25 protein-coding genes and 1 rRNA gene are annotated in these 24,895 nt (G+C 70.8%); 8 read left to right on the forward strand and 18 right to left on the reverse strand.

Translation table 11 applies throughout. From position 1 onward, the window contains the following. Positions 1-136: 136 nt before the first annotated feature. Complete coding sequence (locus ACZ6ZR_RS36800) at positions 137-1,954, reverse strand: bifunctional metallophosphatase/5'-nucleotidase (protein WP_465650110.1); 1,818 nt, start codon at positions 1,952-1,954, stop codon at positions 137-139. Positions 1,955-2,193: 239 nt separating this feature from the next. Between ACZ6ZR_RS36800 and ACZ6ZR_RS36805 the strand changes: the two genes are divergently transcribed. After that, on the forward strand, positions 2,194-2,346 hold the full coding sequence (locus tag ACZ6ZR_RS36805) for a hypothetical protein (RefSeq protein WP_465650112.1): 153 nt from the start codon (positions 2,194-2,196) through the stop codon (positions 2,344-2,346). Positions 2,347-2,420: 74 nt separating this feature from the next. Here the strand turns inward: ACZ6ZR_RS36805 and ACZ6ZR_RS36810 are convergent, their stop codons facing one another. The 5 genes from ACZ6ZR_RS36810 to ACZ6ZR_RS36830 all read right to left on the reverse strand — a co-directional run bounded on the left by ACZ6ZR_RS36810 (position 2,421) and on the right by ACZ6ZR_RS36830 (position 7,908). Beyond that, positions 2,421-3,770, reverse strand: coding sequence for an ATP-binding protein (locus tag ACZ6ZR_RS36810; protein ID WP_465650114.1), 1,350 nt, complete (start codon positions 3,768-3,770; stop codon positions 2,421-2,423). Between the two features lie 19 nt (positions 3,771-3,789). Beyond that, complete coding sequence (locus ACZ6ZR_RS36815) at positions 3,790-5,352, reverse strand: SCO6880 family protein (RefSeq protein WP_465650116.1); 1,563 nt, start codon at positions 5,350-5,352, stop codon at positions 3,790-3,792. 7 nt (positions 5,353-5,359) lie between these two features. Next, positions 5,360-6,625: a hypothetical protein gene (locus tag ACZ6ZR_RS36820; protein ID WP_465650118.1), complete on the reverse strand. Its 1,266-nt coding sequence runs from the start codon at positions 6,623-6,625 to the stop codon at positions 5,360-5,362. Next, a complete protein-coding gene (locus ACZ6ZR_RS36825) occupies positions 6,615-7,433 on the reverse strand; it encodes a hypothetical protein (protein WP_465650120.1) in 819 nt (272 codons plus the stop codon). The genes ACZ6ZR_RS36820 and ACZ6ZR_RS36825 overlap by 11 nt, the downstream gene beginning before the upstream one ends. Before the next feature lie 139 nt (positions 7,434-7,572). Next, entirely contained in the window at positions 7,573-7,908 is a 336-nt protein-coding gene (locus ACZ6ZR_RS36830) for a hypothetical protein (RefSeq protein WP_465650155.1), read from the reverse strand. A gap of 265 nt (positions 7,909-8,173) precedes the next feature. Between ACZ6ZR_RS36830 and ACZ6ZR_RS36835 the strand changes: the two genes are divergently transcribed. After that, entirely contained in the window at positions 8,174-9,250 is a 1,077-nt protein-coding gene (locus tag ACZ6ZR_RS36835; protein WP_465650122.1) for a C40 family peptidase, read from the forward strand. Between the two features lie 186 nt (positions 9,251-9,436). Beyond that, positions 9,437-10,099: a phosphatase PAP2 family protein gene (locus tag ACZ6ZR_RS36840; protein ID WP_465650124.1), complete on the forward strand. Its 663-nt coding sequence runs from the start codon at positions 9,437-9,439 to the stop codon at positions 10,097-10,099. 126 nt (positions 10,100-10,225) lie between these two features. Here ACZ6ZR_RS36840 and ACZ6ZR_RS36845 read toward each other — a convergent pair whose 3' ends face one another. Continuing rightward, positions 10,226-10,393 (reverse strand): hypothetical protein, encoded by a 168-nt coding sequence (locus ACZ6ZR_RS36845; protein ID WP_465650126.1) that lies wholly within the window; start codon positions 10,391-10,393, stop codon positions 10,226-10,228. A gap of 123 nt (positions 10,394-10,516) precedes the next feature. On the opposite strand from ACZ6ZR_RS36845, the gene ACZ6ZR_RS36850 reads away from it, so the two are divergent. Beyond that, entirely contained in the window at positions 10,517-11,374 is an 858-nt protein-coding gene (locus ACZ6ZR_RS36850) for an SCO4651 family lipoprotein (RefSeq protein ID WP_465650128.1), read from the forward strand. Positions 11,375-11,511: 137 nt separating this feature from the next. Next, on the forward strand, positions 11,512-11,670 hold the full coding sequence (locus tag ACZ6ZR_RS36855; RefSeq protein ID WP_465650130.1) for a hypothetical protein: 159 nt from the start codon (positions 11,512-11,514) through the stop codon (positions 11,668-11,670). 68 nt (positions 11,671-11,738) lie between these two features. On the opposite strand, the gene ACZ6ZR_RS36860 is transcribed toward ACZ6ZR_RS36855, so the two are convergent. Then, entirely contained in the window at positions 11,739-12,110 is a 372-nt protein-coding gene (locus ACZ6ZR_RS36860) for a metal-sensitive transcriptional regulator (RefSeq protein ID WP_465650132.1), read from the reverse strand. A 234-nt stretch (positions 12,111-12,344) separates the two neighbouring features. Between ACZ6ZR_RS36860 and ACZ6ZR_RS36865 the strand changes: the two genes are divergently transcribed. Both ACZ6ZR_RS36865 and ACZ6ZR_RS36870 read left to right on the forward strand, forming a co-directional pair. Beyond that, positions 12,345-12,965, forward strand: coding sequence for a DUF47 domain-containing protein (locus ACZ6ZR_RS36865; RefSeq protein ID WP_465650134.1), 621 nt, complete (start codon positions 12,345-12,347; stop codon positions 12,963-12,965). 5 nt (positions 12,966-12,970) lie between these two features. Continuing rightward, entirely contained in the window at positions 12,971-13,966 is a 996-nt protein-coding gene (locus tag ACZ6ZR_RS36870) for an inorganic phosphate transporter (RefSeq protein WP_465650136.1), read from the forward strand. A gap of 149 nt (positions 13,967-14,115) precedes the next feature. Here the strand turns inward: ACZ6ZR_RS36870 and pstB are convergent, their stop codons facing one another. The 8 genes from pstB to mshD all read right to left on the reverse strand — a co-directional run bounded on the left by pstB (position 14,116) and on the right by mshD (position 23,345). Beyond that, on the reverse strand, positions 14,116-14,892 hold the full coding sequence (gene pstB / locus ACZ6ZR_RS36875; protein WP_465650138.1) for a phosphate ABC transporter ATP-binding protein PstB: 777 nt from the start codon (positions 14,890-14,892) through the stop codon (positions 14,116-14,118). Between the two features lie 43 nt (positions 14,893-14,935). Then, positions 14,936-16,009, reverse strand: coding sequence for a phosphate ABC transporter permease PstA (gene pstA, locus ACZ6ZR_RS36880; RefSeq protein ID WP_465650140.1), 1,074 nt, complete (start codon positions 16,007-16,009; stop codon positions 14,936-14,938). Next, entirely contained in the window at positions 16,009-16,983 is a 975-nt protein-coding gene (gene pstC / locus ACZ6ZR_RS36885) for a phosphate ABC transporter permease subunit PstC (protein WP_465650142.1), read from the reverse strand. The genes pstA and pstC overlap by 1 nt, the downstream gene beginning before the upstream one ends. A 143-nt stretch (positions 16,984-17,126) precedes the next feature. Continuing rightward, complete coding sequence (gene pstS, locus ACZ6ZR_RS36890; protein ID WP_465650144.1) at positions 17,127-18,260, reverse strand: phosphate ABC transporter substrate-binding protein PstS; 1,134 nt, start codon at positions 18,258-18,260, stop codon at positions 17,127-17,129. Between the two features lie 171 nt (positions 18,261-18,431). Continuing rightward, a complete protein-coding gene (locus ACZ6ZR_RS36895; RefSeq protein WP_465650146.1) occupies positions 18,432-18,926 on the reverse strand; it encodes an NUDIX hydrolase in 495 nt (164 codons plus the stop codon). Then, positions 18,911-19,975, reverse strand: coding sequence for a CHAD domain-containing protein (locus ACZ6ZR_RS36900; protein WP_465650148.1), 1,065 nt, complete (start codon positions 19,973-19,975; stop codon positions 18,911-18,913). Before ACZ6ZR_RS36900 ends, ACZ6ZR_RS36895 begins: the two co-directional genes overlap by 16 nt. 99 nt (positions 19,976-20,074) lie before the next feature. Next, the gene (locus ACZ6ZR_RS36905; RefSeq protein ID WP_465650149.1) at positions 20,075-22,381 is read right to left on the reverse strand and encodes an RNA degradosome polyphosphate kinase; all 2,307 of its coding nucleotides are present in this window, start codon (positions 22,379-22,381) and stop codon (positions 20,075-20,077) included. A gap of 40 nt (positions 22,382-22,421) precedes the next feature. Continuing rightward, entirely contained in the window at positions 22,422-23,345 is a 924-nt protein-coding gene (mshD, locus tag ACZ6ZR_RS36910; RefSeq protein ID WP_465650151.1) for a mycothiol synthase, read from the reverse strand. Between the two features lie 114 nt (positions 23,346-23,459). Here mshD and ACZ6ZR_RS36915 point away from each other — a divergent pair, with 114 nt between their 5' ends. Further along, positions 23,460-23,924: an NUDIX hydrolase gene (locus ACZ6ZR_RS36915; protein WP_465650157.1), complete on the forward strand. Its 465-nt coding sequence runs from the start codon at positions 23,460-23,462 to the stop codon at positions 23,922-23,924. Positions 23,925-23,951: 27 nt separating this feature from the next. On the opposite strand, the gene ACZ6ZR_RS36920 is transcribed toward ACZ6ZR_RS36915, so the two are convergent. Both ACZ6ZR_RS36920 and rrf read right to left on the reverse strand, forming a co-directional pair. Further along, positions 23,952-24,713 (reverse strand): alpha/beta fold hydrolase, encoded by a 762-nt coding sequence (locus ACZ6ZR_RS36920; RefSeq protein ID WP_465650153.1) that lies wholly within the window; start codon positions 24,711-24,713, stop codon positions 23,952-23,954. Positions 24,714-24,828: 115 nt separating this feature from the next. Then, positions 24,829-24,895: ribosomal RNA gene (gene rrf / locus ACZ6ZR_RS36925) — 5S ribosomal RNA — on the reverse strand; the annotation flags it as partial.

Raw genomic sequence — 24,895 nt, forward strand, 5'->3', positions numbered from 1 at the left:
CCTCGGCCCGGCGACCGACGGCGGCCCGGGCACGGTGGCCACCGTCCGCCTGCCGGGGCAGTCCATCGCGCCGTAGAACGGGAGCGGGGCTCCCCTCCGGAAGGAGAGGAGCCCCGCAACCAGCTTCGACAGAGCGTCAGTTGACGTCCTCGCCGACGCCGATGACCTTGATCCGGTCCTGGGCCGGGACCTTCAGCGGGGCCGAGGCGGTGGAGTTCGCGCCGAGGTAGGCCGCGAAGACGTCCAGGTCGGAGGCGCCGACCAGCTTGTCGGTGCCGGCCGTGAAGGTCGGGAAGCCGTCGCCGCCACCGTGCAGGAACTCGTTGGCCGCGACGCGGAACTTGGCGTTGACATCGATCGGGGCGCCGTTGAACTTGACGTCCGCGATCCGGTCGGCGCCGGTCTTGTTGAGGTTGAGCGTGTAGGTCAGGCCCTTGGAGTTCTGCAGGATCTTCGGGGCGGCCTGGTTCGGGCCGCTGACCTGCTCCTGGAGGATCTTGACGACCTGAGCACCCGTCAGGGTCTTGACCTGCATCATGTTGGTGAACGGCTGAACGGTGAACGCCTCGCCGTAGGTCACCACGCCGTCGCCCTCGGCGCCGCTGGCCTTGAAGACCAGGTCGGAGCGGATGCCGCCGGGGTTCATGAAGGCGATCTGGGCACCGCCCTTGTCCGCGGCCGCTATGCCGGCCAGCTGGGCGTCGGCGATCACGTCACCGAGCGGCTTCTCGAAGGCGGAGGAGCCACGGCCGTTGATGTCCGCGCCGATGAAGCCGAGCGGGCGGTTGGCGATCGGGGCGGCCAGCTTGCTGTAACGGCCGATCAGCTCGGTGATGTCCGGCGCCTTGTCGGCGGTGCGGCGGACCACCTTGTTGGCGGCGGTCACCGAGGGGCGGACGATGGCGCCGGTGCGCTTGTCCAGCTTGAGGTTGATCTCGGTGTACAGGCGGCCGAAGGAGGCGGCGCTGGTGACCGAACGCGGGACGCCGTTCGGGTCCGGGATCGAGCAGGCGTAGGCGTTGTGGGTGTGACCGGTGACGATCGCGCCGATCGCCGGGTCCAGGCCCTTGGCGATGTCGACGATCGGGCCGGAGATGCCCTCGCCGGCCGCGCCGCAGTCGTAGTTGTACGTGGAGGAGGCCGGGTAGCCGCCCTCGTGGATCAGCGCCACGATCGAGTCCACGCCCTGGCGCTTGAGCTCCTTGGCGTACTTGTTGATGGTCTCGATCTCGTCGCCGAACTTCAGGCCCTTGATGCCCTCGGCGGTGACGATGTTCGGGGTGCCCTCGAGGGTCGCGCCGATGAAGCCGACCTTGGTGCCGTGGACGTTCTTCACCCAGTACGGCTTGAGGATCGGGCGGCCGGTCTTCTCGTTGGTGACGTTGGCGGCCAGGTACTCGAAGTCGGCGCCGCGGAACTTGCGGCCCTTCTCGTAGCAGCCGTCGGTCGGGTGGCAGCCGCCGTTCTGCAGGCGGAGCAGCTCCTTGTAGCCCTCGTCGAACTCGTGGTTGCCCACCGAGGTGACGTCCAGGCCGACCTTGTTGAGCGCCTCGATGGTGGGCTCGTCGTGGAACAGCGCCGACACCAGCGGGCTGGCGCCGACCAGGTCACCGGCCGCCACCGTGACGGTGTTGCGGTGGCCCTCGCGGGCCTGGCGCAGGGCGGTGGCCAGGTACTCCATCCCACCGGCGGGGGTGTCGACCACCTTGCCGGTGGCCGGGTCCACCTCCTTGATGTTCCCGGAGGAGCCGGCCGGGGGCTCCAGGTTCCCGTGCAGGTCGTTGATGGCGAGGATCTGGAGGTCCTCGGTCTTCGGCTTGTGCCAGTTCCAGTCCCAGTCCCACCCGTGCGCCGAGGCAGTGCCCGGCACCAGCAGGGTCCCGAAGAGACCGATGGCAGCAGCCGCGGCATACGCCGGGCGACGGAAACGGCCGGTGCGGCCGGCATTGGACATGAGGGTTCCCCTGCACCGTTGGGGGCTCCGCCGTGGGGCCGGAGCCGAGAAGGTGTATGACCACCGCAGCCTAGGGTCAACGCGCGTAGCTGTCAGGATCTCGCACGTAACGAGAGGGTTTCCATCCCCCGAAGAACCGTCAGACACCGCGCGCCGGGCCACTGCTCCACACCCCCGATCGGGTGAGCAGGAACGTTCCGGCACTCGAATCATCCGAGCGCGCTGCAAGGCTCCGTCGCATGAGCAACGAACTCGCGGCCTCCGCCGACCTCCCCACCCAGGCCATAGGCGACCTCCCGCCCGGCTACGCCGAGCTGCTCGGCGACATCAAGGCCGAGATGACCTACGAGCGTCCTTCCGCACCCAACGCGGCCTCTCCCGGCGTTCGCTGATGTACATGCAGAAGGCGGCCCGGTGCTGGGGCGGCGAAATTGTGCAGCAGCTGTTGCCCGATTGCCCCGGGCCGTCAGACCCCCGGTTCCGAGGCCAACTGGCGTTCTGCGCGGTGGCGTTCGGCGACGGCGTCCTCCGTCATGGCGCGGTCGGTGTAGACCAGGGGGCGTTCGGCGTCGGTGATGATGTGCTTGACGACCTGGACGTTGCCGTTGACGTCCCAGACGGCGATGCCTGGGGAGAGGGTGGGGATGATCTCGACGGCCCAGCGGGGGAGGCCCAGGACGCGGCCGGTGGCTCTGGCCTCGTCGGCCTTCTGCATGTAGATGGTGCGGGTGGAGGCCATCTTGAGGATGGCGGAGGCCTCCTTGGCGGCGGCGCCGTCGACCACGTCGGAGAGGTGGTGGACGACGGCGACGAAGGAGAGGCCGAGGCGGCGGCCGAACTTCAACAGGCGCTGGAAGAGCTGGGCCACGAAGGGGCTGTTGATGATGTGCCAGGCCTCCTCCACCAGGAAGATGCGCTTCTTCCGGTCGGGGCGGATCCAGGTGTGCTCCAGCCAGACGCCGACGATCGCCATCAGGATCGGCATCGCGATGGAGTTGCGGTCGATGTGCGAGAGGTCGAAGACGATCAGCGGGGCGTCGAGGTCGATGCCGTCGGTGGTGGAGCCGTCGAACATGCCGCGCAGGTCACCGTCGACCAGCCGGTCCAGCACCAGGGCCACGTCCAGGCCCCAGGCCTGCACCTCGTCCACGCCGACGCCGAGCGACTCCACCGAGGTGAGTTCGGGGCTGCGCAGGGTGTCGATGATGTCGTCGAGGACGGGCTGACGGCCCGTCACAGTGGCGATGACGTGGGCGTGGGCGGCCTTCAGGGCGAAACCGGCCCGCTCGTCGAGGCCGCGGCCCATCGCCACCTCGATGATGGTGCGCAGCAGCGAGAGCTGGCCGGTGGTGGTGATCGCCGGGTCCAGCGGGTTGAGCTTGACCCCGCCGTCGCGGGCGGCCATCGGGTCGAGGCGGATGGACTTTATCCCCAGCGCCTCCGCGATCAGGTTCCACTCGCCGACGCCGTCCTCGCCCTGGGCGTCCAGCACCACCACCTGCCGGTCGCGGAAGCGCAGTTGGCGCAGGACGTACGTCTTCTCGAGGGCGGACTTGCCGTTGCCGGACTCGCCCAGCACCAGCCAGTGCGGGGCGGGCAGCTGCTGGCCGTAGAGCTGGAACGGGTCGTAGACGTACCCCTTGCCGGAGTACACCTCCCGGCCGATGATCACGCCGGAGTCGCCCAACCCCGGTGCGGCGGTGGGGAGGTAGACCGCCTGGGCCTGGCCGGTGGAGGTCCGGACCGGGAGCCGGGTGGTCTCCACCTTGCCGAACATCAGGCTGGTGAAGGCGTCGGAGATGCTGCCGATGGCCATGGGAAGGACTCCTAGCGGGTCAGCGGCGGATGCCCGTGGCGAACGGGAGGGTGTTGACGAAGGCCCGGTGGTGCTCGCGGTCGCACCACTCCAGCTTGAGGAAGCTCTTGCCGGCCGAGGCGCGGATGGTCCGCTTGTCCCGGGCCAGCGCCTCGGGCGAGCGGGCGGAGACGGTGATGTAGCCGACCAGGTTGACCCCGGCCGCGCCGGAGGCCAGGTCGTCGCCGCGCTGGTCGACCCGGCCGGTGTGGGCCAGGTCGCGCGGGTCGATGGTGCGGTTCATCTTGGCGGCCCGGCTGGCCTCGGCCTCGTCGTTGGTCTTCTCGGTGAGCATCCGCTCGATCGCGACGTCGGTCGGCTCCAGGTCCATGGTGACGGCCACCGTGCGGATCACGTCCGGGGTGTGCACCAGCAGCGGGGCCAGGAAGTTGACGCCGACCGGGGTGAGCGGCCACTCCTTGACCCAGGCGGTGGCGTGGCACCACGGCTCCCGGGTGGTGGACTCGCGGGTCTTGGCCGCCAGGTACTGCGGGTGGGTGGCGTCCAGCTCGGCCGGCCAGGCGTTCCGCCGGGACATCGCCTGGATGTGGTCGATCGGGTGGTCCGGGTCGTACATCGAGTGCAGCAGCGAGGAGAGCCGGGCCTGGCCGAGCGGCTGGCGGACCCGGATGTCGGCCTCGGCGAGGCGGGCGCAGATGTCGGTCAGCTCACGGGCCATCACGGCGGCCAGGCCGTCGTCGTCCCGGGCCTTGGCGCCGCCCGCGGTACGGCCCATCGCCTGGGCCTCGGCGGCGAGTTCGCGGTTGTAGTGCATGCAGGCGACCAGGTAGGCCCGGTGCTGCTCGGAGGAGGTGGAGACCATCGACTGGAGCTGGTCGTAGGAGTCCTGGAGCCAGCCGGGGGAGGCGGTGTCGCCGCGGCGCTCCACGTCCTTGGCGTGCGCGTCCGGGTCGGCCGGCAGGGTGCGGGCCAGGATCTGAAGGCGCGTCACGAAGCCGTCGCCGTTGGCCACGTGCTTGAGCAGGGTGCCGAAGCGGTCGACCAGGGCCTCCTGGTCCTCCGAGTCGCGCAGGCCCACGCCGGGGCCCTCGATCTCGATCGCGGCGGTGACGGTGCGGCGCTCCAGGTGCATCAGCACCCCGACCTCGTCCGGGCCGAACGGCGCGGTCAGCCAGTGCAGCCGGCCCACGCCGGGCGGCGGGCCGATCTCCACCTCGCGGCCGTCGAACCGGGTGCCGGCGTCCACCACCTCGGACTTCCAGACCGCGCGGCCGCTGCGCAGGGTGCGGCGGTAGGTGCGGTTGATCTCCACCCACTTGTAGAAGGTGCGGCGCCGGTACGGCACGTAGACCGCGGCGATCGCGAGCAGCGGCAGACCGATCAGGCCGGCGATCCGCAGCGGCAGGATCGGCAGCGCCAGGCCCCAGACCATGCCGAGGAAGGCCCCGAAGATGATCAGCACGATCTCCCCGGACTCCCGGTTGCGCCCGATCGGCGCGTTCGGCCGGGCCTTGCCGATCAGGTAGGTGCGGCGCTGATGGGCGTACGGGGCGCCGTACTGGCCGAGCTGGTCGCTGCTCATGCGCGTCTCACGCTCCCTTCACGGGGTTGGCGGCCGGGGCCTGGGCGGGGGTCTGCGGCGGGGGTGCCGAGTTGCGCGAGCCGTGGGCGGCGATGCCGGCGGCGGCCGAGCCGGAGCCGGTGGTGGCGTTGGCGGTCGCGGTGCCGCCCCCTCCGCCGCGGGCGCCGTGGGTGGAGATGCCCTGCTTGACCAGGTTGGCCGGGCCGTTGATCATCGCGGAGCCGGCCGAGACGGCGCTGGCCCGGGCGTGCCGCATCTGCATCAGCTCGTCGCCGAAGCCCGGCACGAAGCGGTAGACGGCGGCGCTGGCGAAGATCGACAGGAACAGGATGGCCAGCCCGGAGAGCACCTTGGCGAAGTCGTCGGTGGCCCCGGCGCCGGTGGCCACCGCCCCGGCCAGGCCCAGGATGATCACGATGATCGGCTTGGCCAGGTCCACCGCGAGCATCACCCCGGCCCAGCGCCGGACGTGCTTCCACAGCTGCTTGTCCACCAGCCCGGCGTAGACCGCGGTGCCCAGCAGCGCGCCGACGTAGAGCATCGCGGCCCGGATCAGCAGCTCGATCCAGAGCACCGCGGAGGCCAGCACCGCGACCAGCGAGACGATGATCAGGATCAGCGGGCCGCCGCCCAGCGAGCCCTTCTCCAGGGTGTCCGCGAAGCCGCCCAGGTAGGTGCCGGTGTCGGACTTGGTGCCGGCCGCGATGGCGGCGGTCAGCCCGTCGGTGGCGGAGACCAGGGTGAAGAGCGCCAGCGGGGTGAAGGCCGAGGCGATGACGGTCAGCCAGAGGAAGCCGATGGCCTCGGAGATGGCGGTGGACAGCGAGGCGCCGCGGACCGCGCGCTTGGTCACCGCGAGCAGCCAGAGCACCAGGGTGATCACCGTGGAGCCGGCGAAGACCACCGCGTACTGCTGGAGGAAGGAGGCGTTGGTGAAGTCGACCTGGGTGGTGGAGTCGATCGCGGTGGCCAGCTTCCGGGTGACCCAGGCGGCCGCCTCGGCGCAGCCCTTGGCCAGCGAGCCGAGCGGATCGGTGACGCCGCCGAGGGTGCCGCCGCCGGGCCCGGTGACCACCACGCCGGGGGCGTCCGGGGCGCAGGCCCGGTCGGCGCCCGGCACCGGCAGGTTGCACTTGGCGGAGGCCGAGGGCGAGGGCGTCGGGTCGGCCAGCGCCCGGGCCGCCGTCAGCAGCACCAGGACGGGCAGCGATCCGAGCACCGCACCGGCCCGGGCGAACCGGCGACCGGTGGCTGTGGCAGCGTCAACGGGCATAGCGGAAGCCTCCGAAGTCCTGGACGGCGCCGGTGATCTCGTCGGCGGTGGCGGCCTGCTGGTCGCCGGGGAGCGGGGCCGGGCCCGAACGGCGGGCGAAGTCGGTGAGCTTCCAGTCGCTGCCGGTCCAGCGCATGGTGAGGGTGAGGGTGAACCAGTTCTCGGAGACCGGCTGGGTGGAGCCCTGGCCGGCCAGGCCGAGCAGGCCGGTGCACCAGACCTCGACCACGGTCGCGGTGTCCGCCTGGTTGGTGAGCTTGGTGCCGACCGGCACGGTGCGGCTGACGAAGGTCAGCCCCTTGGCCGGCTTGCCCTTGTCGTCCAGGCCGAAGCCGGCCAGCTGCTGCGGGCCGAAGGCCGCGTCCAGCCCGGCCTTCAGCGCCGGCAGCGCGGTCGGGTCGGCCACCGTGGCCAGCAGGGTGGCCCGGGTGTCGGCCCGGAACATCTGCTCGGAGCCCAGCGCCGCCGCGTAGTTGGCGGCCGCCGACTGGGCGCCCTGCGCGGTGTGCGGGTGGCCGACGCCGATCCCGTTCGAGGCGGTGGCCACCGGCAGCTGCCCGCTCGGCGCGGTGGTGGCGGGCTTGGGGGAGGCCGAGGCCGCCCGGTCCGAGGAGCCGGCCGGAGCGCCGCCCCCCGGATCCGGCTTGTCCCGGTTCGCGATGGAGACCGCCACCACCAGCAGGGCCACCACCACCAGGACCGTCAAGAGCGTCCGCACCGGCCGGGCCTGACGCCCCGTCTGGTAGACGGACTGCTCGCCGACCGGCAGCCGCGTCCGGGTGTGCGGCTGGTCGTCGGACACCGGCACGGCGGCCCTCCTGGTACGGGGAGCCCCCTGGGCCCCCTGGCTGGTACGAGCTGGTACGAGCGGTCCGCGCGGGAAGCGCGACACCCCGGCGGGGACGGCCGCTGCGAGGCCGCTCCGCCGGGGCAATTCTGTCGGATCGTCAGATGGCCATGCCGTACACAATGGTGAACAGAGTGGTGAGCGAACCGATGATGAACACGCCGGTCAGACCCGCCACGATCAGCCCCTTGCCCTGCTCCGCGCTGAAGCTGTCCCGCATCGCGGTGGCACCGATCCGCTGCTTGGCCGCCCCCCAGACGGCGATGCCCAGGCACCCCAGGATGGCGACCGCCATCACCACCTGGATCATCGTCCGCGCCTCGGCCCCCAGGCTGGAGAACGGGCCCCAGTCCGGCGCGATGCCACCGATGATCGTGTCGATGTTGGCCTTCTTGGGTGGGTCCTCCGCCAGGAGCCGGACCCGGTCACTCTGCATCACGCTGCTCAGGTTCATTCATCTCACCGCCCGATCAGGCAAATTCAAGGCCCAGGACCGGGGTGGCGCGAAGGGCCGTACCCCATTCTTGGCCAGATCCGACTTCGACTTGGCTGTTTCTCGCGGATTGGTCGTGGAGCACGGGGCCCGTACGCCAGGATGTCCACCGTACGAAGGATACCGCTCACCCTTTGTATCTGCGATGATTGCGATGAGCAATGCCTTCTGGGACACGGGAAACTGACGGTTCGTCGGGACGGTGCTGATGGTACTCCGGAAGGCGGGCGCGGCGGCCGCCGCGACGGGTCTGGTGGGGGTCGGCTTCGTGGGCGTGGTGGTGCTCGGCACCTTCGCCGCCAGCGGCACCCCGCAGGCCGTCCAGCCCAAGCTCGCGGGCCGCACCGTGCCGGCCGTCTACCAGCCGATGTTCCAGCAGTGGGGCTCCCTCTGCCCGGAGATCTCACCCCCCATGCTGGCCGCCCAGCTCTACCAGGAGAGCGGCTTCAACCCCCGCGCCCAGAGCCCCGTCGGCGCCCAGGGCATGGCGCAGTTCATGCCGGGCACCTGGCCCGGGTACGCCACCGACGGCGACGGCGACGGCACCAAGGACGTCTGGAACGCGGCCGACGCAATCGCCTCCGCCGCGGTGTACGACTGCGCCCTCGCCAAGGACATCGCGAAAATCCCCGGTGACCGGCAGTCGAATCTGCTCGCCGCCTACAACGCCGGTCCGTACGCGGTCATCAAGTACAACGGGGTCCCGCCGTACCGGGAGACCCAGGGGTACGTGAAGAACATCAAAACCCTCGCGGCCAACTTCACCGCGCCCGCCGAGGCGGCCTCCGGTGCGCCGTTGGTGAGCCAGGCGCTCTCCCCGCAGGCCTCGGGGGCGATCTACTTCGCCCAGACCACCCTCGGCACCCCCTACGAGTGGGGCGGGAACGGCTGGCCCTCCCAGGGCGGCCGCTTCGACTGCTCCGGCCTCACCGTGGCGGCCTTCGAGAGCGTCGGCATCAAGCTGCCCCGGGTCGCCAACGACCAGTGGAACGCCGGCCCGCACATCGAGCGCAGCCAACTCCGGCCGGGCGACCTGGTGTTCTTCGCCACCGACCAGGGCGACCCGCGCTCCATCGACCACGTCGGCATCTACGTCGGCGGCGGCTACATGATCAACGCACCGCACACCGGCGCGGTGATCCGCTACGACAAGATCGACCGCGCCAAGTACTACGGCGCCACCCGGGTCACCCCCGACGGCGCCCTCTCCCTCCCGGCCCACCAGGCGGACGGCCAGATCGCCAGCGGCGGCCAGGGCACCGGGCGGGACCCGAAGGACGTCTGACGGACCGTCCGCCACGGGGTTTCGCCGGTCGGTCCTGGCCCACCGTTCGCCGTGGACGTCCAGTGGACGGTCAGTCAAGTTTTCATAACGGTGCGTGAAAGGTGAAACCGCTTCCGTGATTCCCGCGTTGTGCCCCTTGTCAGTCAGATGATCAAGGGGCCGCGAGGGCCACGACGGAGGTGCGGCGTGTCGACGCTGCTGGGCGACACCGCCGGGCCCGACCTGGACCTGCTGAAGGCCGTGAACGGCCTGGCCGGATCCGCCCCCTCCTGGGTCGACTCCACCGTCGCCTGGTTCGGCGAGTACGGCCTGCTGCTCGGCCTCGCCCTGCTCTTCGCCGTCGGCTGGCTCCAGGCCCGCCGCCGCCCCGACGCCCCGGTGGCCGTCGCCGGACTGCTCTGGGCCCCGCTCGCGGTGGCCCTCTGCGAGCTGGCCAACCTGCCGATCTCCGCGATCGTCGACCGCCCCCGGCCGTTCGTCGACCACCCCGAGCTGGACGTGCTGGTGCACGGCAAGGAGGGCACCCTCTCCTTCGTCAGCGACCACTCGGCGATGGCGATGGGGGTGGCGGTCGCGCTCTACCTGGTGAACAAGCGGCTGGGGCTGCTCGCCGGGGTGCTCGCCGTGCTGCAGGGCTTCGCCCGGATGTACGTCGGGGTGCACTACCCCACCGACGTCCTCGGCGGCTTCGCGCTGGCGGCGGCGGTGGTGCTCCTGCTCGCACCGCTCGCGATGGCCGTCCTGGTCCCGCTCACCCACGCCCTCGGCCGCACCGCCCTGCGCCCGCTGTTCGTCGCCCACCCCCGCCGCACCGGCCGCCGCCGCATCGAACGCGACCTCGCGGCCTGAGGCCTCCCGCAGGGAGGTCAGGGGCGCGAGGAACTGCGCGAACCGGAAGGCGGCCCAGCGTGAGGTCGGGGCACGTCAGCCAGTTGCACGTGCTCCCGTTCCCCCGCGCGCAGTTCCTCGCGCCCCTCAGGTCGCTGCCTGGTGACCGTCCGCGGAATGTTCGGCCAGGTGCGCGGCCGCGTCACGGCGGGACTTGTCGCGGCTTCGTCGGGCGGGGGCATGCCAGCCGCAGGTGCAGCGGGCGGTGGAGAAGGAGCCTCGTTCTTCGATCGTCACCCGGTGCTCGACGTTCACGCTCCTCACCGTAACGGCTCAACCGACCGGCGTGAAACGAAAGCCGCACGCCGGTCCACCCGTAACCTCACGGACCCTCAACTCGTTTGCTCCGGAAGAGCTCTGAGGGGGTTGTACCCGATCGTGAAGCACACCGTCCGCACCACCACCATCACATCTGCCGCCGCCACCGCCGCCCTGCTCGTCGCCGCCCTGACCGCCTGCGGCGCCGGCGACGCCCACAAGCCCGGCAGCTCGGCCGACCAGCTCTCGGCCGATCCGCTGACCGCCGTCCGCAGCGCGGCGGACATCACCGGCCGCACCGGCTCCGCCAAGGCCGTCACCGAGCTGACCACCGAGTCCGCCGACAAGAAGGCGGTCTTCAAGGGCACCGGCGGCTACGACTACGTGAAGCGGATCGGCCGGCTGGACATCGACGTACCGCCCGGAGCCGCCACCACCGGCAAGATCGTCGAGGTGGTGCTGCCCGGCGCGGTCTACCTGCAGAACAGCGGGGCGAAGATCCCCGAGGGCAAGTGGGTCAAGCTCGACATCCGCCAGCTCCCGGACGGGAACCTGGTGAGCAGCGGCGCCACCGACCCGGCCAGCGCGGCCGGGGCGCTGCGCGGGGCGCTCACCGCCGAGCTGGTCGGCACCGAGACGGCGGGCGGGGCTGAGCTCAAGCACTACAAGGGCACCCTGGACCTGGCCAAGGCGGCCGAGGCGACCGGTGGCCGGGGCGGGGACGGGCTGCGGATGGCGGCCCAGACCTTCACGGTCAAGGAGGTGCCGTACGAGGCCTGGCTGGACGGGCAGGGGCGGCTGCACAAGGTGACGGAGACCTTCTCGTTCGCCGGGGTGGCCGGGTCCAAGCAGCCGAAGGACCAGGTCAGGGTGGTCTCCTCGGTGGTGCTCTCCGAGTTCGGGCAGCCGGTGCAGGCGGCGGAGCCGGCCGTCACCGAGATCTACTCGATGAAGCCGTCCGCCACCCCGGGCAAGTAACGGATGACGGGGGTAGTGCGCCCGGGTGGTGCGCAGAGATGACCCGTTGGTGCCATGGGGTCTGACGCCCCGTCTGCCTACGCTTGAGTAGGGGGCGGCAGCTCTGCCGGTCGGACGGGTCCATGGGGGTGGAACGGATGGTGTCCTCGACGCCCCATGACGGTGGCGGACACGAGAAGGACGCACTGGACGAGATCGAGCTGGCCGGTGAGCTGATGATCGCCGCCGCGGCCGGCGAGGGCGAGCGGCTGGCGCCCGAGCTGATCGACGAAGTCCTGCTCGCCGGCGAGAACTGAGCCGCCGACAGCTGAGCGGCCGTCAGGAAGGCACCCGACGGCCACCATCGGCGTCAGGCCAAGTCCGGTCAGGTCCGCAGCAGCCGGGAGATCGCGGCCGTGGCCTCGGCCACCTTGGCGTCCAGCTCTGCGCCGCCCTGCTCCGCGGCGGCCGCCACGCAGTGCCGCAGGTGCTCCTCCAGCAGCGAGAGGGCGAAGGCCTGGAGCGCCTTCGTCCCGGCCGAGACCTGGGTGAGTACGTCGATGCAGTAGACGTCCTCGTCCACCATCCGCTGCAGGCCGCGGACCTGGCCCTCGATCCGGCGCAGCCGCTTGAGGTGCTCGGCCTTGCGCGCGGTGTAGCCGTGCGGGCCGTGGTTGTCGCAGCACTGGCCGCCGTCTCCGGCGGGCTCCCCGGCCGCCGCGGCGGTGGTCTGGTCGTGCGTCTCGATGCTGGTCATTCGGCCCGCCTAGGTCTCGGTCCTCACCCGTCCACTGGGCTCAAGTGTCCAACACGCCGGGCCCGCCGGGTGTTCCGCCGTCCGGGCGGCGCGACCGGATCTCCGTGCGCAGGACGGACGCAATCCGGCCGGCTTCCGTCAGACTGAGGGATCGTGACCATCACCCCGTTTGCGCAGTTCTGACGGCTTGCGCCTAGCATCGTTCAGTCCCTCCCCCGCACATCGGAGAATTCCGTGCGTTTTAGCCTGACCCCGAAGGAGACGAGCTTCTACGACATGTTCGCCGCCGCAGCGGAGAACCTGGTCGTCGGATCGAAGCTCCTGCTGGAACTGCTGGGTGCAGACGTGTCGGCCCGCGCGGAGATCGTCGAGCGCATGCGCGCCGCCGAGCACGCGGGTGACGACACCACCCATGCGGTGTTCCACCAGCTGAACTCCTCCTTCATCACGCCCTTCGACCGCGAGGACATCTACTCCCTCGCCTCGTCGCTGGACGACATCATGGACTTCATGGAGGAGGCGGTCGACCTGGTCGTCCTCTACGACATCCAGACCCTCCCCAAGGGCATCGAGCAGCAGATCGAGGTGCTGGCCCGGGCCGCGGAGCTGACCGCCGAGGCGATGCCGAAGCTGCGGACGATGGACAAGCTCACCGAGTACTGGATCGAGATCAACCGGCTGGAGAACCAGGCGGACCAGATCCACCGCAAGCTGCTGGCCCACCTGTTCAGCGGTCAGTACGACGCCATCGAGGTGCTGAAGCTCAAGCAGGTCGTGGACGTCCTCGAAGAGGCGGCGGACGCGTTCGAGCACGTGGCCAACACCGTGGAGACCATCGCGGTCAAGGAGTCCTGACCACCGTGGACACGGCTGCACTCATCGCCGTCATCGGCGTGGCCTTCTTCTTCACCTACACCAACGGCTTCCACGACTCGGCGAACGCGATCGCCACCTCGGTCTCCACCCGGGCGCTCACCCCCCGGGCCGCGCTCGCGATGGCGGCCGTGATGAACCTGGCCGGCGCCTTCCTCGGCACCGGCGTCGCGAAGACCGTCTCCGAAGGTCTGATCGCGACCCCGACCGGCCAGCAGGGGATGGGCATCCTGTTCGCCGCCCTGGTCGGCGCGATCGCCTGGAACCTGGTCACCTGGTACTACGGTCTCCCCTCCTCCTCCTCGCACGCGCTGTTCGGCGGCATGGTGGGCGCGGCGCTGGCCGGCGGCACCGAGGTGATCTGGAGCGGCGTGCTGGAGAAGGTGGTCATCCCGATGATCATCTCGCCGGTGGTCGGCCTGGTGGCCGGCTTCCTGGTGATGCTGGCCATCCTGTGGATCTTCCGGAAGGCCAACCCCCACCGCGCCAAGCGCAACTTCCGCGTGGCCCAGACCGCTTCGGCCGCCGCCATGGCCCTGGCGCACGGTGTCCAGGACGCCCAGAAGACCATGGGCATCGTGGTGATGGCGCTCACCATCTCGGGTCACCAGGGTGACTCCGGGATCCCGCTCTGGGTGAAGATCTCCTGCGCCACCATGCTCTCGCTGGGCACCTACGCGGGCGGCTGGCGGATCATGCGGACCCTCGGTCGCAAGATCATCGAGCTGGACCCGCCGCAGGGCTTCGCGGCCGAGGCCACCGCCGCGACGATCATGTACATCACCTCGTTCGTCTTCAAGGCGCCGATCTCCACCACCCACGTGATCACCTCGGCGATCATGGGCGTGGGCGCCACCAAGCGGATCCGCGCGGTCCGTTGGGGCGTGGCGAAGAACATCGTGATGGGCTGGTTCATCACCATGCCGGCCGCCGCCCTGGTGGCGGCCGCGATGTACGGGATCGTCCACCTGCTGTTCGGCTGACCCTCCGTCACCACCCGCGCGTCAGCGCCTCGGGCTTCAGCACCCGGGCAAGGCGAAGGCCCGCCCCCACATCACGGGGGCGGGCCTTCTCTGACTCCGCGGCGGCACCGCCATGCAGCACCGCGAAGCAGTCAGGGGGTCCGTGCGGTCTAGCCGAAGCGACCGGAGATGTAGTCCTCGGTGGCCTGCACGGACGGGTTGGAGAAGATCCGCTGGGTGTCGTCCAGCTCGATCAGCTTGCCCGGCTGGCCGACGCCCGCCAGGTTGAAGAAGGCGGTGCGGTCGGAGACGCGGGCCGCCTGCTGCATGTTGTGGGTCACGATCACGATGGTGAACTGCGACTTCAGCTCGCCGATCAGGTCCTCGATGGCGAGGGTGGAGATCGGGTCGAGGGCCGAGCAGGGCTCGTCCATCAGCAGCACCTCGGGCTCGACCGCGATGGCGCGGGCGATGCACAGCCGTTGCTGCTGACCACCCGACAGACCGGCGCCGGGCTTGTTGAGGCGGTCCTTGACCTCGTTCCAGAGGTTGGCGCCCTGGAGCGACTTCTCCACCACGCCGTCCAGCACGGACCGCTTCTTCACACCGGCCAGCCGCAGGCCGGCCACCACGTTGTCGTAGATCGACATGGTGGGGAAGGGGTTCGGGCGCTGGAAGACCATGCCGACGCTGCGGCGGACGGCCACCGGGTCGACCGCGGACCCGTAGAGGTTCTCGTCGTCCAGCATCACCTTGCCCTCGACCCGGGCGCCGGGGATGACCTCGTGCATCCGGTTGAGGGTGCGCAGGAAGGTCGACTTGCCACAGCCCGAGGGGCCGATGAAGGCCGTCACGGAGCGGGGCTCGACGGTCATCGAGATGTCCTCGATGGCCTTGGTGGTCCCGTAGTAGGCGGACAGTCCGCTGACGTCGATGCGCTTGGCCATGATCCTTCGTCTTCTCTCGTCTGTTCGTGCGTCAGTCGGCGTGTCAGTGGCCGGACTTGGGCGAGCGCCAGCGGGCGATGGCCCGGGCGACCAGGTTGAGCGCCATCACGAAGGCGATCAGCACCAGCGCGGCGCCCCAGGCCCGGGCGTACCCGAAGTCGTTGTTGCTCTGGTACTGCTGCCAGATGTAGAGCGGCAGTGACTGCTGCGGACCCTCGAACGGGTTCTCGTTGATGATGTCCGCGCCGAAGACCAGCATCATGACCGGAGCGGTCTCGCCGGTGATGCGGGCGACGGCCAGCATCACACCGGTGGTGATGCCGCCGATCGCGGTCGGCAGGACGATCCGCAGGATGGTCTTCCACTTGGGCACACCGAGGGCGTACGAGGCCTCGCGCAGCTCGTTCGGGACGAGCTTGAGCATCTCCTCGGTGGAGCGGACCACGACCGGCATCATCAGGATGGCCAGGGCGAGGGAGCCCGCGAAGCCCGAGTACTGGAAGCCGAAGAGCAGGATCCAGAACGACAGGACGAACAGACCGGCGACGATGGACGGGACACCCGTCATCACGTCGACGAAGAAGGTGACCGCCCGGGCGAGCCGGCCGCGGCCGTACTCCACCAGGTAGACGGCGGTCAGCAGGCCGATCGGGGCGGCCATCAGGGTGGCCAGGCCGACCTGCTCCAGGGTGCCGATCAGCGCGTGGTAGACACCGCCGCCCGCCTCGGTCTGGAGCACGCCCTTCATGGAGTGGCTCAGGAAGTTCCCGTTCACCACGCCGATGCCCTGCTGGACGGTGTAGTAGACGAGCGCGGCCAGCGGGATGATCGCGAGCACGAAGGCCAGCCAGACCACGGAGGTGGCGAGGCGGTCCTTGGCCTGCCGGGCGCCCTCCACCTTGGTGGCGGCGGCGTAGGTGATGCCGACGAACAGCAGTCCGGCGATCAGGCCCCACTGGATCCTGCTCTGCAGGCCGGCCGCCAGGCCGATCACGATGCCGAGGACGACCGAGAGGACGGCGATGCCGCCGGGGGCCCAGGAGGGCAGCCGGTTGGCGGTCAGCCGCCGGCTGAGCCGGGGGCCGTCGGCCACGGAGGTCGCGGTGGTGGTGGACATCAGTTGGCCCCCGAGAATTCCTTGCGGCGGGCGATGATCATCCGGGCCGCGCCGTTCACCAGCAGGGTGATCACGAACAGGACCAGGCCGGAGGCCATCAGCGCGTTCCGGCCGTTCTCACCGGCCTCGCCGAACTTCAGCGCGATGTTCTGCGCGAAGGTGCCGCCGCCCGGGTCGAGCAGGTGCAGCGAGAGCACCGGGCTGGCGGAGAGCACGGTGGCGACCGCGATGGTCTCGCCGAGCGCGCGGCCGAGGCCGAGCATCGAGGCGGAGATCACGCCCGGGCGGCCGAACGGCAGCACCGCGGTGCGGATCATCTCCCAGCGGGTCGCGCCGAGCGCGAGCGCCGCCTCCTCGTGCATCCGCGGCGCCTGCTTGAACACCTCGCGGGAGACCGCGGTGATGATCGGCAGGATCATGATCGCCAGGACGATGCCGACGGTGAACAGCGAACGCGGGGCGGCGCCGGTCTTGGTGGAGTCGAAGATGTAGGTCCAGCCGAGGTACTCGTCCAGCCAACTGGTCAGGCCCTTCATGTGCGGCACCAGGAAGAGCGCGCCCCACAGGCCGTAGACGATGGAGGGCACCGCGGCCAGCAGGTCCACCAGGTAGGCGAACGGCTGGGCGATCTTCCGGGGGGCGTAGTGCGAGATGAACAGCGCCACGCCGATCGCCACCGGCACCGCGATGACCATCGCGATGATCGCACTGACGATGGTGCCGAAGGCCAGGACGGCGATGCCGAACACCGGGTCCTTGGCGTCCGGCTGCCACTCGAAGGTGGTGAAGAAGTTGCCCTCGTTGTGCCCGAACGCGAGCGCCGAGCGGTAGGTCAGGAAGCCCGCGATGGCGGCCATGATGACCAGCAGCAGGATGCCCGAACCACGGGAGAGGTTGAAGAACAGGTTGTCCCCGCGGCGGCTGTCGCGCCGGCGGGCCCTGCCCCGGTCTGTGACAGGGGGTGATGTGGTCATGGTCTTTCTCCGGTCTGGTGGTGCTGCCCAAGGAGGGCGGCACCATGGCGGCGGTGCCCCGGACTTGACGTGCTCTCAGCTGGATCCGGCCGGGCAGCCCCGCCCCCCTCTTCGAGGGCTGCCCGGCCGGTGGTTCACAGGGATCAGGCGAGGGCGCCGACGGCGGCCTTCACCTTGGCGCTCAGCTCGGCCGGCAGCGCGACGTAGCCCTTGGCCTCGATCGCCTTCTGGCCGCCGTCGCTGATGGCGTAGTTCAGGAAGGACTTCAGGGTGTCCAGCGTCTCCGGCTTGTTGCCCTTGTCGCAGACGACCTCGTAGGTGACCAGGACGATCGGGTAGGCACCCTCGTCCTTGATGCCGTAGTCCAGGCCCAGGGCCAGGTCCGCACCGGTGCCGACGATCTTCGCCTTGGCGAAGGTGGTGGCGGCGTTCGCGGCGGTGGCCTCGACCGGCTTGGAGGCGCCGGTGGCGATGGCCGCCGACTTGAGGTTGTTGGTCTGCGCGTAGGAGAGCTCGGCGTAGCTGATGGTGTTCTTGTTCTGCTTCACCTGGGCCGAGACACCGGCGCTCTGCGCAGCGGACTGGCCGCCCTTGCCCGCCCAGGTCTTCGCCGGCTTGTAGGTCCAGGCGCCGCCCGAGGCCTTCTCGAAGTACTTGGTGAGGTTCTCGGTGGTGCCCGAGTCGTCCGAGCGGTGGATCGCCTGGATCTCCGCGTCCGGGAGCTTGGCGCCCGGGTTCAGCGCGGCGATCGCCGGGTCGTTCCACTTGGTGATCTGCGAGTCGAAGATCTTCGCGGTGGTCGGGCCGTCGAGGACCAGGTTGTCCACGCCGTCCACGTTGTAGATGATCGACACGAGGCCGGCGACCATCGGCAGGTTGATGCCCTGGCCGGTCTTGCAGACCTCCTTGGAGGCGTCGACGTCGGCCTGCTTCAGGGCCGAGTCGGTGCCCGCGAAGGCGACCTTGCCCTGGTTGAACTGCTGCACACCGGCACCGGAGCCGCCACCGCCGTAGGTGATGGTCGAGCCGGAGCAGGCGTTGCCGTAAGCGACCTTCCACACGTCGATCGCACCGAGCTGAGCGGTGGAACCGGCGCCGAGCAGCTGACCCGCCTTGCCGCAGTCGATCGCGGCCTTGGAGGCACCGGCCGCCGAGGAGCCGCCCGTGCCGGGGGTCGTGTTGTCGTCCGAGCCGCACGCCGCGAGCGACAGCGAGCCAACGAGCGCCATGGCACCGATCGCGAGGGCCTTGGAGCGGCCGTTCCGCTGGAGCTTCACAGGGGTGTCCCTTTCTGTGGAAGGGCCCGTCCGGCCCTCCGGTGACTCCGAAGTTAGGCCGGGTAGGTGACGCGTCAGCCGGTCACAAATGAACGGAGAGTGAACCGACGACGGACGGCGGGAAACACCGATCGGTAGTAACGGTTGCGTCACAGGCAGGGCGCGGCAAGGTCACCCGTGACGGTGCGTCACACCGAGTACGGACAGCAGCGCGTCCACCAGCTCCCGGTCCCGGCGGTGCGACAGCCGGGCCCGCGCCTTCCGCGGCGACAGCCACTCCAGACGGTCCACCTCACGGTTGGGCAGGAACGAGCCACCCGTCAGCTCCCCCGCCCAGTACCGGACCTCCTTCGCCCGCCCCTGCGCCAGGTAGTGCTGGGCCGGCAGCTCCGCCCCCAGCACACAGCTCAGCCCGGTCTCCTCCCGGACCTCCCGCAGCGCCGCCGCCCGCCAGCCCTCACCCGGCTCCAGCTTCCCCTTCGGCAGCGACCAGTCGTCGTACTTCGGCCGGTGGATCAGCGCGATCCGCGGCTTCTTCCGCCGCTCCCCGTCCTTCTTCAACGGACCCGGCCGCCACAGCACCACCCCGGCCGCCAGCACCGTCTGCCCGTGCCGCGGCGCACGGCCCCGCACCGGGGGGACCGCCATCGTCAGGAACTCGCCCATTCGTGCCATCCGTGCTGCTGGAGGTTCGGCCACCGGCGGCCGAAGGCGTACCTCGCCGCCTCCACCTCCAGCCGTTGATCAGCATGCACCACACCGAGCACGTAGGCCGTCGCCGGGGTGATCCGCGGCGTACGCGCCGCCGTCGCCACCGTCACCGCCGCGTCCGCGGCGTCCTGGTGACGGTCCAGCACCTCGTCCACCTCGTCCAGCCCCACCAGCCGATCCCCGCACACCTCCAACGCGTACCGGGCCCGCTTCACCAGGATCCGCACCCGCCCCCACGGCGCGTCGTCCGCCGCCAGCGCCGCGTCCGCGCCCACCTCCGCCACCGGAGCCGGCGGCTGGCCCTGCGACGGCTGGCCCTGCGACGGCACCACGCTCAACCGGTGCAACCCCTCGCCCCCGTACGGCGCCCGGGCCGGCGGCAGCGCCGCCACCCCCGCCGACAGCAGCTCCAACGCCCGCACCGCCTGCCCCGCCAACTCCGGCTGCGACGCCGCCAACGGCACCTCACCCGCCAGCAGCGTCATCCGGTCCGCCAACGCGTGCAACCGCGCCGACCGCAGCTCCTGCAACAGCGTCGAGTGCGCCCTGGTCCGGGCCAGCGTCAGCTGACGCTCCAGCAGCGCCCGCGCCTTCGGGGCCCCCTGATGGCCCGCCAGCATCCCCGGCCGCCGCGGATCCGTCTCGCTCAACGAGTCCAACGCCGCCAACAGCCGCGCCGAACGCCGCAGACAGCCCGGCTCCTGCGCCAGCAGCCCCAACAGCCAGCGCAGCTCCGTCCTGGTCCGCTCCGCCCACTCCGGCTCGAACCCGGCCGCGTACGTGTGCAGCGCCCCGCCGATCCGCCGCACCGCGCGCAGCAGCTCGGCCGTCCCCGCCGCGGCCTGCCCTCCCGGACCACCCGGCAGCGTGCCCGCCCGGGCCCCGGCCTCCCCCACCACCAGCGGCAGCGCGCGCAGGAAGGCACCCGCCTGGGCGGTCAGGTAACCCGTCAGGGCCTCCCCCGCCGGCTGGTCGGTCCGGGCGGTCGTCGGCAGATCGGTCATGCTGGTTCCTCGTCCCCCCGAGGCAAGTCCCCGCCGTACCGGGGATGGTGGTACCCGGCACGGCCGCGGCAGGGCCGCGACCGCACCGGGCCGAGCAGATCAGGACAGGCTGCGACGGCGCTGCCGGGAGTCGATCAACAGGTTCTGCACGTGCCGCAGCCGGCGCCCCTCCGCGTCCTGCGAATGCCTGGTCCAACGGCCGTCCGGCCCCAGGTGCCAGGACTCCGTCTCGTCCGACATCCCCAGGTCCACCAGCCCGGACAGCTCCGCCCGCTGCGCCGAGTCGGTCACCCGCACCAGCGCCTCGATCCGGCGGTCCAGGTTGCGGTGCATCATGTCCGCGCTGCCGAACCACACCTCCGGGTCGCCCCCGTTGCCGAACACGAAGATCCGCGAGTGCTCCAGGAAGCGCCCCAGCACGCTGCGCACCCGGATGTTCTCGCTCAGCCCCTCGACACCCGGCCGCACCGCGCAGATCCCGCGCACCCACACGTCCACCGGCACCCCCGCCTGCGAGGCCCGGTACAGCGCGTCGATCAGGTCCTCGTCGACGATCGAGTTGACCTTGAGCTTCACATGCGCCGGACGGCCCGCCCGGTGGTGCGCGATCTCCTGGTGGATCCGCCCCACCAGACCGTCCCGCAGCCCGCGCGGCGCCGTCATCAGCCGGCGGTAGGACTCCCGCCGGGAGTACCCGGAGAGCCGGTTGAACAGGTCAGAGAGGTCCGCGCCGACCTGCGGGTCCGCCGTCAGCAGCCCCAGGTCTTCGTACATCCGGGCCGTCTTCGGGTGGTAGTTCCCGGTGCCCACGTGCGCGTACCGGCGCAGCGTGTCGCCCTCCTGACGGACCACCAGCGACAACTTGCAGTGCGTCTTGAGGCCGACCAGGCCGTACACCACGTGGCAGCCCGCCTCCTCCAGCTTGCGGGCCCACTTGATGTTCGCCTGCTCGTCGAAGCGCGCCTTGATCTCGACCAGCACCAGCACCTGCTTGCCGGACTCGGCCGCGTCGGTCAGCGCGTCCACGATCGGCGAGTCACCCGAGGTGCGGTACAGCGTCTGCTTGATCGCCAGCACGTCCGGGTCATTGGCCGCCTGCTCCAGGAAGGCCAGCACCGAGGTCGAGAAGGAGTCGTACGGGTGGTGCAGCAGCACGTCCCGCTCGCGCATCGCCGCGAAGATGTCCGGCTGCGAGGCCGACTCCACGTCGATCAGCCCACGGGCCGTCCCCGCCACGAACTTCGGGTACCGCAGCTCCGGCCGGTCCAGGTCGGCGATGCCGAACAGCCCGGTCAGGTCCAGCGGCCCCGGCAGCGGGAACACCTCGGCGTCGGTGATGTTCAGCTCGCGCACCAGCAGGTCGAGGATGTAGGGGTCGATCGACTCCTCCACCTCCAGCCGGACCGGCGGACCGAACCGACGGCGCATCAGCTCCTTCTCCAGCGCCTTCAGGATGTTCTCGGTGTCGTCCTCCTCCACCTCCAGGTCCTCGTTGCGAGTGACCCGGAAGGCGTGGTGCGCCAGCACCTCCATCCCCGGGAAGAGCTCCTCCAGGTGAGCCCCCATCACGTCCTCCAGCGGGACGTACCGCTGCGGCGCCGCCTCCAGGAAACGGAACAGCGACTGCGGCACCTTCACCCGGGCGAAGTGCTTGTGCCCCGAGACCGGGTTGCGCACCACCACGGCCAGGTTGAGGCTCAGCCCCGATATGTACGGGAACGGGTGCGCCGGATCGACCGCAAGCGGCGTCAGCACCGGGAAGATCTTCTGCCGGAACAGCGAGTGCAGCCGGGCCTGCTCCTTCTCCGACAGCTCCGCCCAGCGCACCAGCTCGATGCCCTCGGACGCCAGGTCCGGCAGCACCTCCTGCTGGAAGGTGGCCGCGTGACGCGCCATCAGCTCGCGGGACCGGATCCAGATCTGGTCCAGCACCTCGCGCGGCTGCAGACCCGAGGCCGAACGCTGCGCCACCCCGGTGGCGATCCGGCGCTTCAGGCCGGCCACCCGGACCATGAAGAACTCGTCCAGGTTCGAGGCGAAGATCGCCAGGAACTTGGCCCGCTCCAACAGCGGGATCTGCGGGTCCTCCGCCAGCTCCAGGACGCGCTCGTTGAAGGCCAGCCAGCTTCGCTCCCGGTCCAGGAAACGGCCCTGCGGAAGCTCGTCCAACTCCTCGTCCTTCAACGGCTCTCCCTCGGCCAGGACCAGGGAGGGCGGCAGAGCGGTGGACTCCTTGGTCGGGGTGGTGGAGACGGGACGGGGGATGCTCATGGGCTCCAGCTCCTCCAGCAGGCCAGCTCCTCCAGCAGGACGGTCTCCGAGCGACCGGTCGCCCGGGGGCTGGGCACTGCTGACTTCATCCTGTGATCTTCGCGGCGTGAATTTAATCCACGGTAAACACCGCATGGCCAGGAGGAAAGCTGAGTCCGTCGCCCCGTGGCCGGACTCAGTCCCGCGGCGTCTGCTCCGTGTGCAGGCGGTACATCAGGTCCACCTCGTGAACGGTGAACCCCTGCCCCTCGTAGACCCGCACCGCGGCGTGGTTGTCGGCGTCCACGTACAGCAGCACCGTCGGCACCTTGCGGTCCTCGGCCAGGTGGCGCAGGCCCGTCGCGGTCAGCGCCTTGCCGAGTCCGTTCCCCTGCTCGGCCGGGTCCACACCGACCACGTACACCTCGCCGAGGCCGTCCGGGTGCACCTTCGTCCAGTGAAAGCCCACCACCCGCTCCTCCTGACCGTCCCCGCGCACTGCCAGGAAGAACCCGCTCGGGTCGAACCACGGCTCCGCCTGACGGTCCGCCAGGTCCCGCTCCGTCCAGCTGCCCTGCTCCGGGTGGTGCGCGAAGGCCAGCGCGTTCAGCGCCAGCCAGGCCGCCTCGTCCCGCCCCGGCCGGAACGTCCGCACCGTCACCCCCGCCGGGAACACCGGCGCCGCCGGCACCGGCTCGGCCGGCTTGCGCATCTGCCGCAGCTCACGGACCAGCTCCGCCCCCCGCTCCTCCGCCAACCGGGCCGCACCCGGGTGACCACCGTGCGCCCAGAAGTCCACCGTCCGCCCCGGCCCCGCGGCCGCCAGCACCGCGTCCAGCAGCGCCCGCCCGAACCCGCGCCGACGGACCGCCGGGTGCACCGCGAGCTCCACCGTGGCCGCGCCCTCCCCCGTCTCCAGCTGCGCGTACCCGGCCGGCCCGCCGTCCTCGCCGCGCTGCACCAGGTGCGTCACCCCGGCCCGCGGCTCGGCCACCCGCAGCCGCAGCCGGCCCGCCTCCGACACCGCGTCGCGGCCGTCCGCCTCGGCGGCGGCGGTCAGGACAGCCCGGGCGGCGGTGAGCTCGTCCTCGGTCAGGGCAGCATTGGTCAGGATCTCCATGCAGCCGACCTTACGCGGCGAGGCCACGGTAAAGCGGTGGTCCGGGGAGGGCGGTCCTGATTGAGTGTCAGGTCCGGTCTGTTCCCAGCGGCGGAGGTGTCCGAGGTGACGGAGATGGTGAAGCGCTCCCGGGTGGCGGCGTACGTGGTCTGCATCGACCAGGACGGGCGGATGCTGCTCGCCCGGGGCCTGCTCGGCGACGGCACCCACGAGTGGACGGTACCCGGCGGCGGCCTGGACCACGGCGAACCCCCGCAGCTCGCCGCCGTCCGCGAGGCCGAGGAGGAGACCGGCTACCTGGTGGAGCTCGACGCCCTGCTCGGCGTCGACTCCCGGCACCTGATCGACCCGCCGTTCCTCACCGGGCCCGCCCGCGACTTCCACAGCCTGCGGATCGTCTACGCCGCCCGGGTGGTCGGCGGAGAACTCCGCCCCGAGGCGGACGGCTCCACCGACCTGGCGGCCTGGATCCCCATCGGCGACATCGCCGACCTGCGGCGGGCCGACCTGGTGGACGTCGCCCTGGCCCTGTACCGCGACCGGCCGGCCCTCGGCCTGGTCGACCTCCCACTCGCCTGATCGCTCAAGCGCTCAAGCGCTTGATCGCTACGCGGTCCAGCCGCTCTCGGCCAGGAACTCCACCAGGAGGGCGGCGATCTCCTCGGGCCGCTCCAACGCCGGCAGGTGCCCCGCCCACGCCAGGTCCAGACGGCGGGCACCCGGGATCAGCCCGGCCACCTTGTCCGAGACCCGGCCGAACTCCGGGAAGTCGTGCGCCCCGGTGACCAGCAGGGTCGGCGCGGTGATGTCGGCCGGGTCGGACTCGTACTCGACGCCCTCCACGTCCCCCGCCGCCAGCTGCACGTCAAAGGCGTGCCGCTGCATCTGACGGACCTTCACCCGGGTCTCCTCACCGGCGTCCGGCCCCAGCCAGGTGGTGACGTTCAGCTCCGTCGCCCCCGCGACGTCCCCCGCCTCCAGCAGCTCGTTCTCCTTGCCCCAGAACGCCCGCAGCCCGTCCCCCGGCTCCAGCCCGGCCGCCGCCGTACAGAACAGCCCGAGCGCCCCGACCCGCTCCGGGAACCGCGCCGCGAACTCCAACGCCACCGCACCACCACCTGACGCCCCCACCAGCGCGAGCCGCTCGACCCCCAGCTCGGCCAGCACCTCCACCAGGTCGTCCGCGTCGTTGTACGGCTGCCCGGCGGCCGGGCTCTCCCCGAACCCGCGCAGATCGACCCGGACCACCTGGTGGCCGGCCGCGGCCAGCGCGGCGACCTGACCGTCCCACATACGACGGTCGCAGACGGTGGAGTGGAGGAGGAGCACTGCCGGGCCGGCACCGGTGGTGTCGTAAGAGATAGTCATGCGCGCAACACTAAAGATCATTTCCTCCGTGTGCACGCGGTTAATTCCGGCGGCGCTGTGTCCGGAAATGCGAAAAGGCCCCCCGGCTAAGCCGGGAGGCCTTCTCTGAAAGATTGTTCGGCGGCGTCCTACTCTCCCACAGGGTCCCCCCTGCAGTACCATCGGCGCTATGAGGCTTAGCT

It is taken from the genome of Kitasatospora sp. NPDC088742 (assembly GCF_055584905.1).

Excerpts from the sequence above, each read along its gene's own strand:
- ACZ6ZR_RS36900 (WP_465650148.1), bottom strand. The coding sequence starts at position 19,975 with ATGACCGATCTGCCGACGACCGCCCGGACCGACCAGCCGGCGGGGGAG.
- ACZ6ZR_RS36895 (WP_465650146.1), bottom strand. The coding sequence starts at position 18,926 with ATGGGCGAGTTCCTGACGATGGCGGTCCCCCCGGTGCGGGGCCGTGCG.
- ACZ6ZR_RS36800 (WP_465650110.1), bottom strand. The coding sequence starts at position 1,954 with ATGTCCAATGCCGGCCGCACCGGCCGTTTCCGTCGCCCGGCGTATGCC.
- ACZ6ZR_RS36830 (WP_465650155.1), bottom strand. The coding sequence starts at position 7,908 with ATGCAGAGTGACCGGGTCCGGCTCCTGGCGGAGGACCCACCCAAGAAG.
- ACZ6ZR_RS36820 (WP_465650118.1), bottom strand. The coding sequence starts at position 6,625 with ATGCCCGTTGACGCTGCCACAGCCACCGGTCGCCGGTTCGCCCGGGCC.
- ACZ6ZR_RS36905 (WP_465650149.1), bottom strand. The coding sequence starts at position 22,381 with ATGCGGTGTTTACCGTGGATTAAATTCACGCCGCGAAGATCACAGGAT.
- ACZ6ZR_RS36860 (WP_465650132.1), bottom strand. The coding sequence starts at position 12,110 with ATGACCAGCATCGAGACGCACGACCAGACCACCGCCGCGGCGGCCGGG.
- pstA (WP_465650140.1), bottom strand. The coding sequence starts at position 16,009 with ATGTCCACCACCACCGCGACCTCCGTGGCCGACGGCCCCCGGCTCAGC.
- ACZ6ZR_RS36920 (WP_465650153.1), bottom strand. The coding sequence starts at position 24,713 with ATGACTATCTCTTACGACACCACCGGTGCCGGCCCGGCAGTGCTCCTC.
- ACZ6ZR_RS36815 (WP_465650116.1), bottom strand. The coding sequence starts at position 5,352 with ATGAGCAGCGACCAGCTCGGCCAGTACGGCGCCCCGTACGCCCATCAG.
- ACZ6ZR_RS36855 (WP_465650130.1), top strand. The coding sequence starts at position 11,512 with ATGGTGTCCTCGACGCCCCATGACGGTGGCGGACACGAGAAGGACGCA.
- ACZ6ZR_RS36835 (WP_465650122.1), top strand. The coding sequence starts at position 8,174 with ATGGTACTCCGGAAGGCGGGCGCGGCGGCCGCCGCGACGGGTCTGGTG.
- pstC (WP_465650142.1), bottom strand. The coding sequence starts at position 16,983 with ATGACCACATCACCCCCTGTCACAGACCGGGGCAGGGCCCGCCGGCGC.
- ACZ6ZR_RS36805 (WP_465650112.1), top strand. The coding sequence starts at position 2,194 with ATGAGCAACGAACTCGCGGCCTCCGCCGACCTCCCCACCCAGGCCATA.
- mshD (WP_465650151.1), bottom strand. The coding sequence starts at position 23,345 with ATGGAGATCCTGACCAATGCTGCCCTGACCGAGGACGAGCTCACCGCC.
- ACZ6ZR_RS36810 (WP_465650114.1), bottom strand. The coding sequence starts at position 3,770 with ATGGCCATCGGCAGCATCTCCGACGCCTTCACCAGCCTGATGTTCGGC.
- pstB (WP_465650138.1), bottom strand. The coding sequence starts at position 14,892 with ATGGCCAAGCGCATCGACGTCAGCGGACTGTCCGCCTACTACGGGACC.
- ACZ6ZR_RS36915 (WP_465650157.1), top strand. The coding sequence starts at position 23,460 with ATGGTGAAGCGCTCCCGGGTGGCGGCGTACGTGGTCTGCATCGACCAG.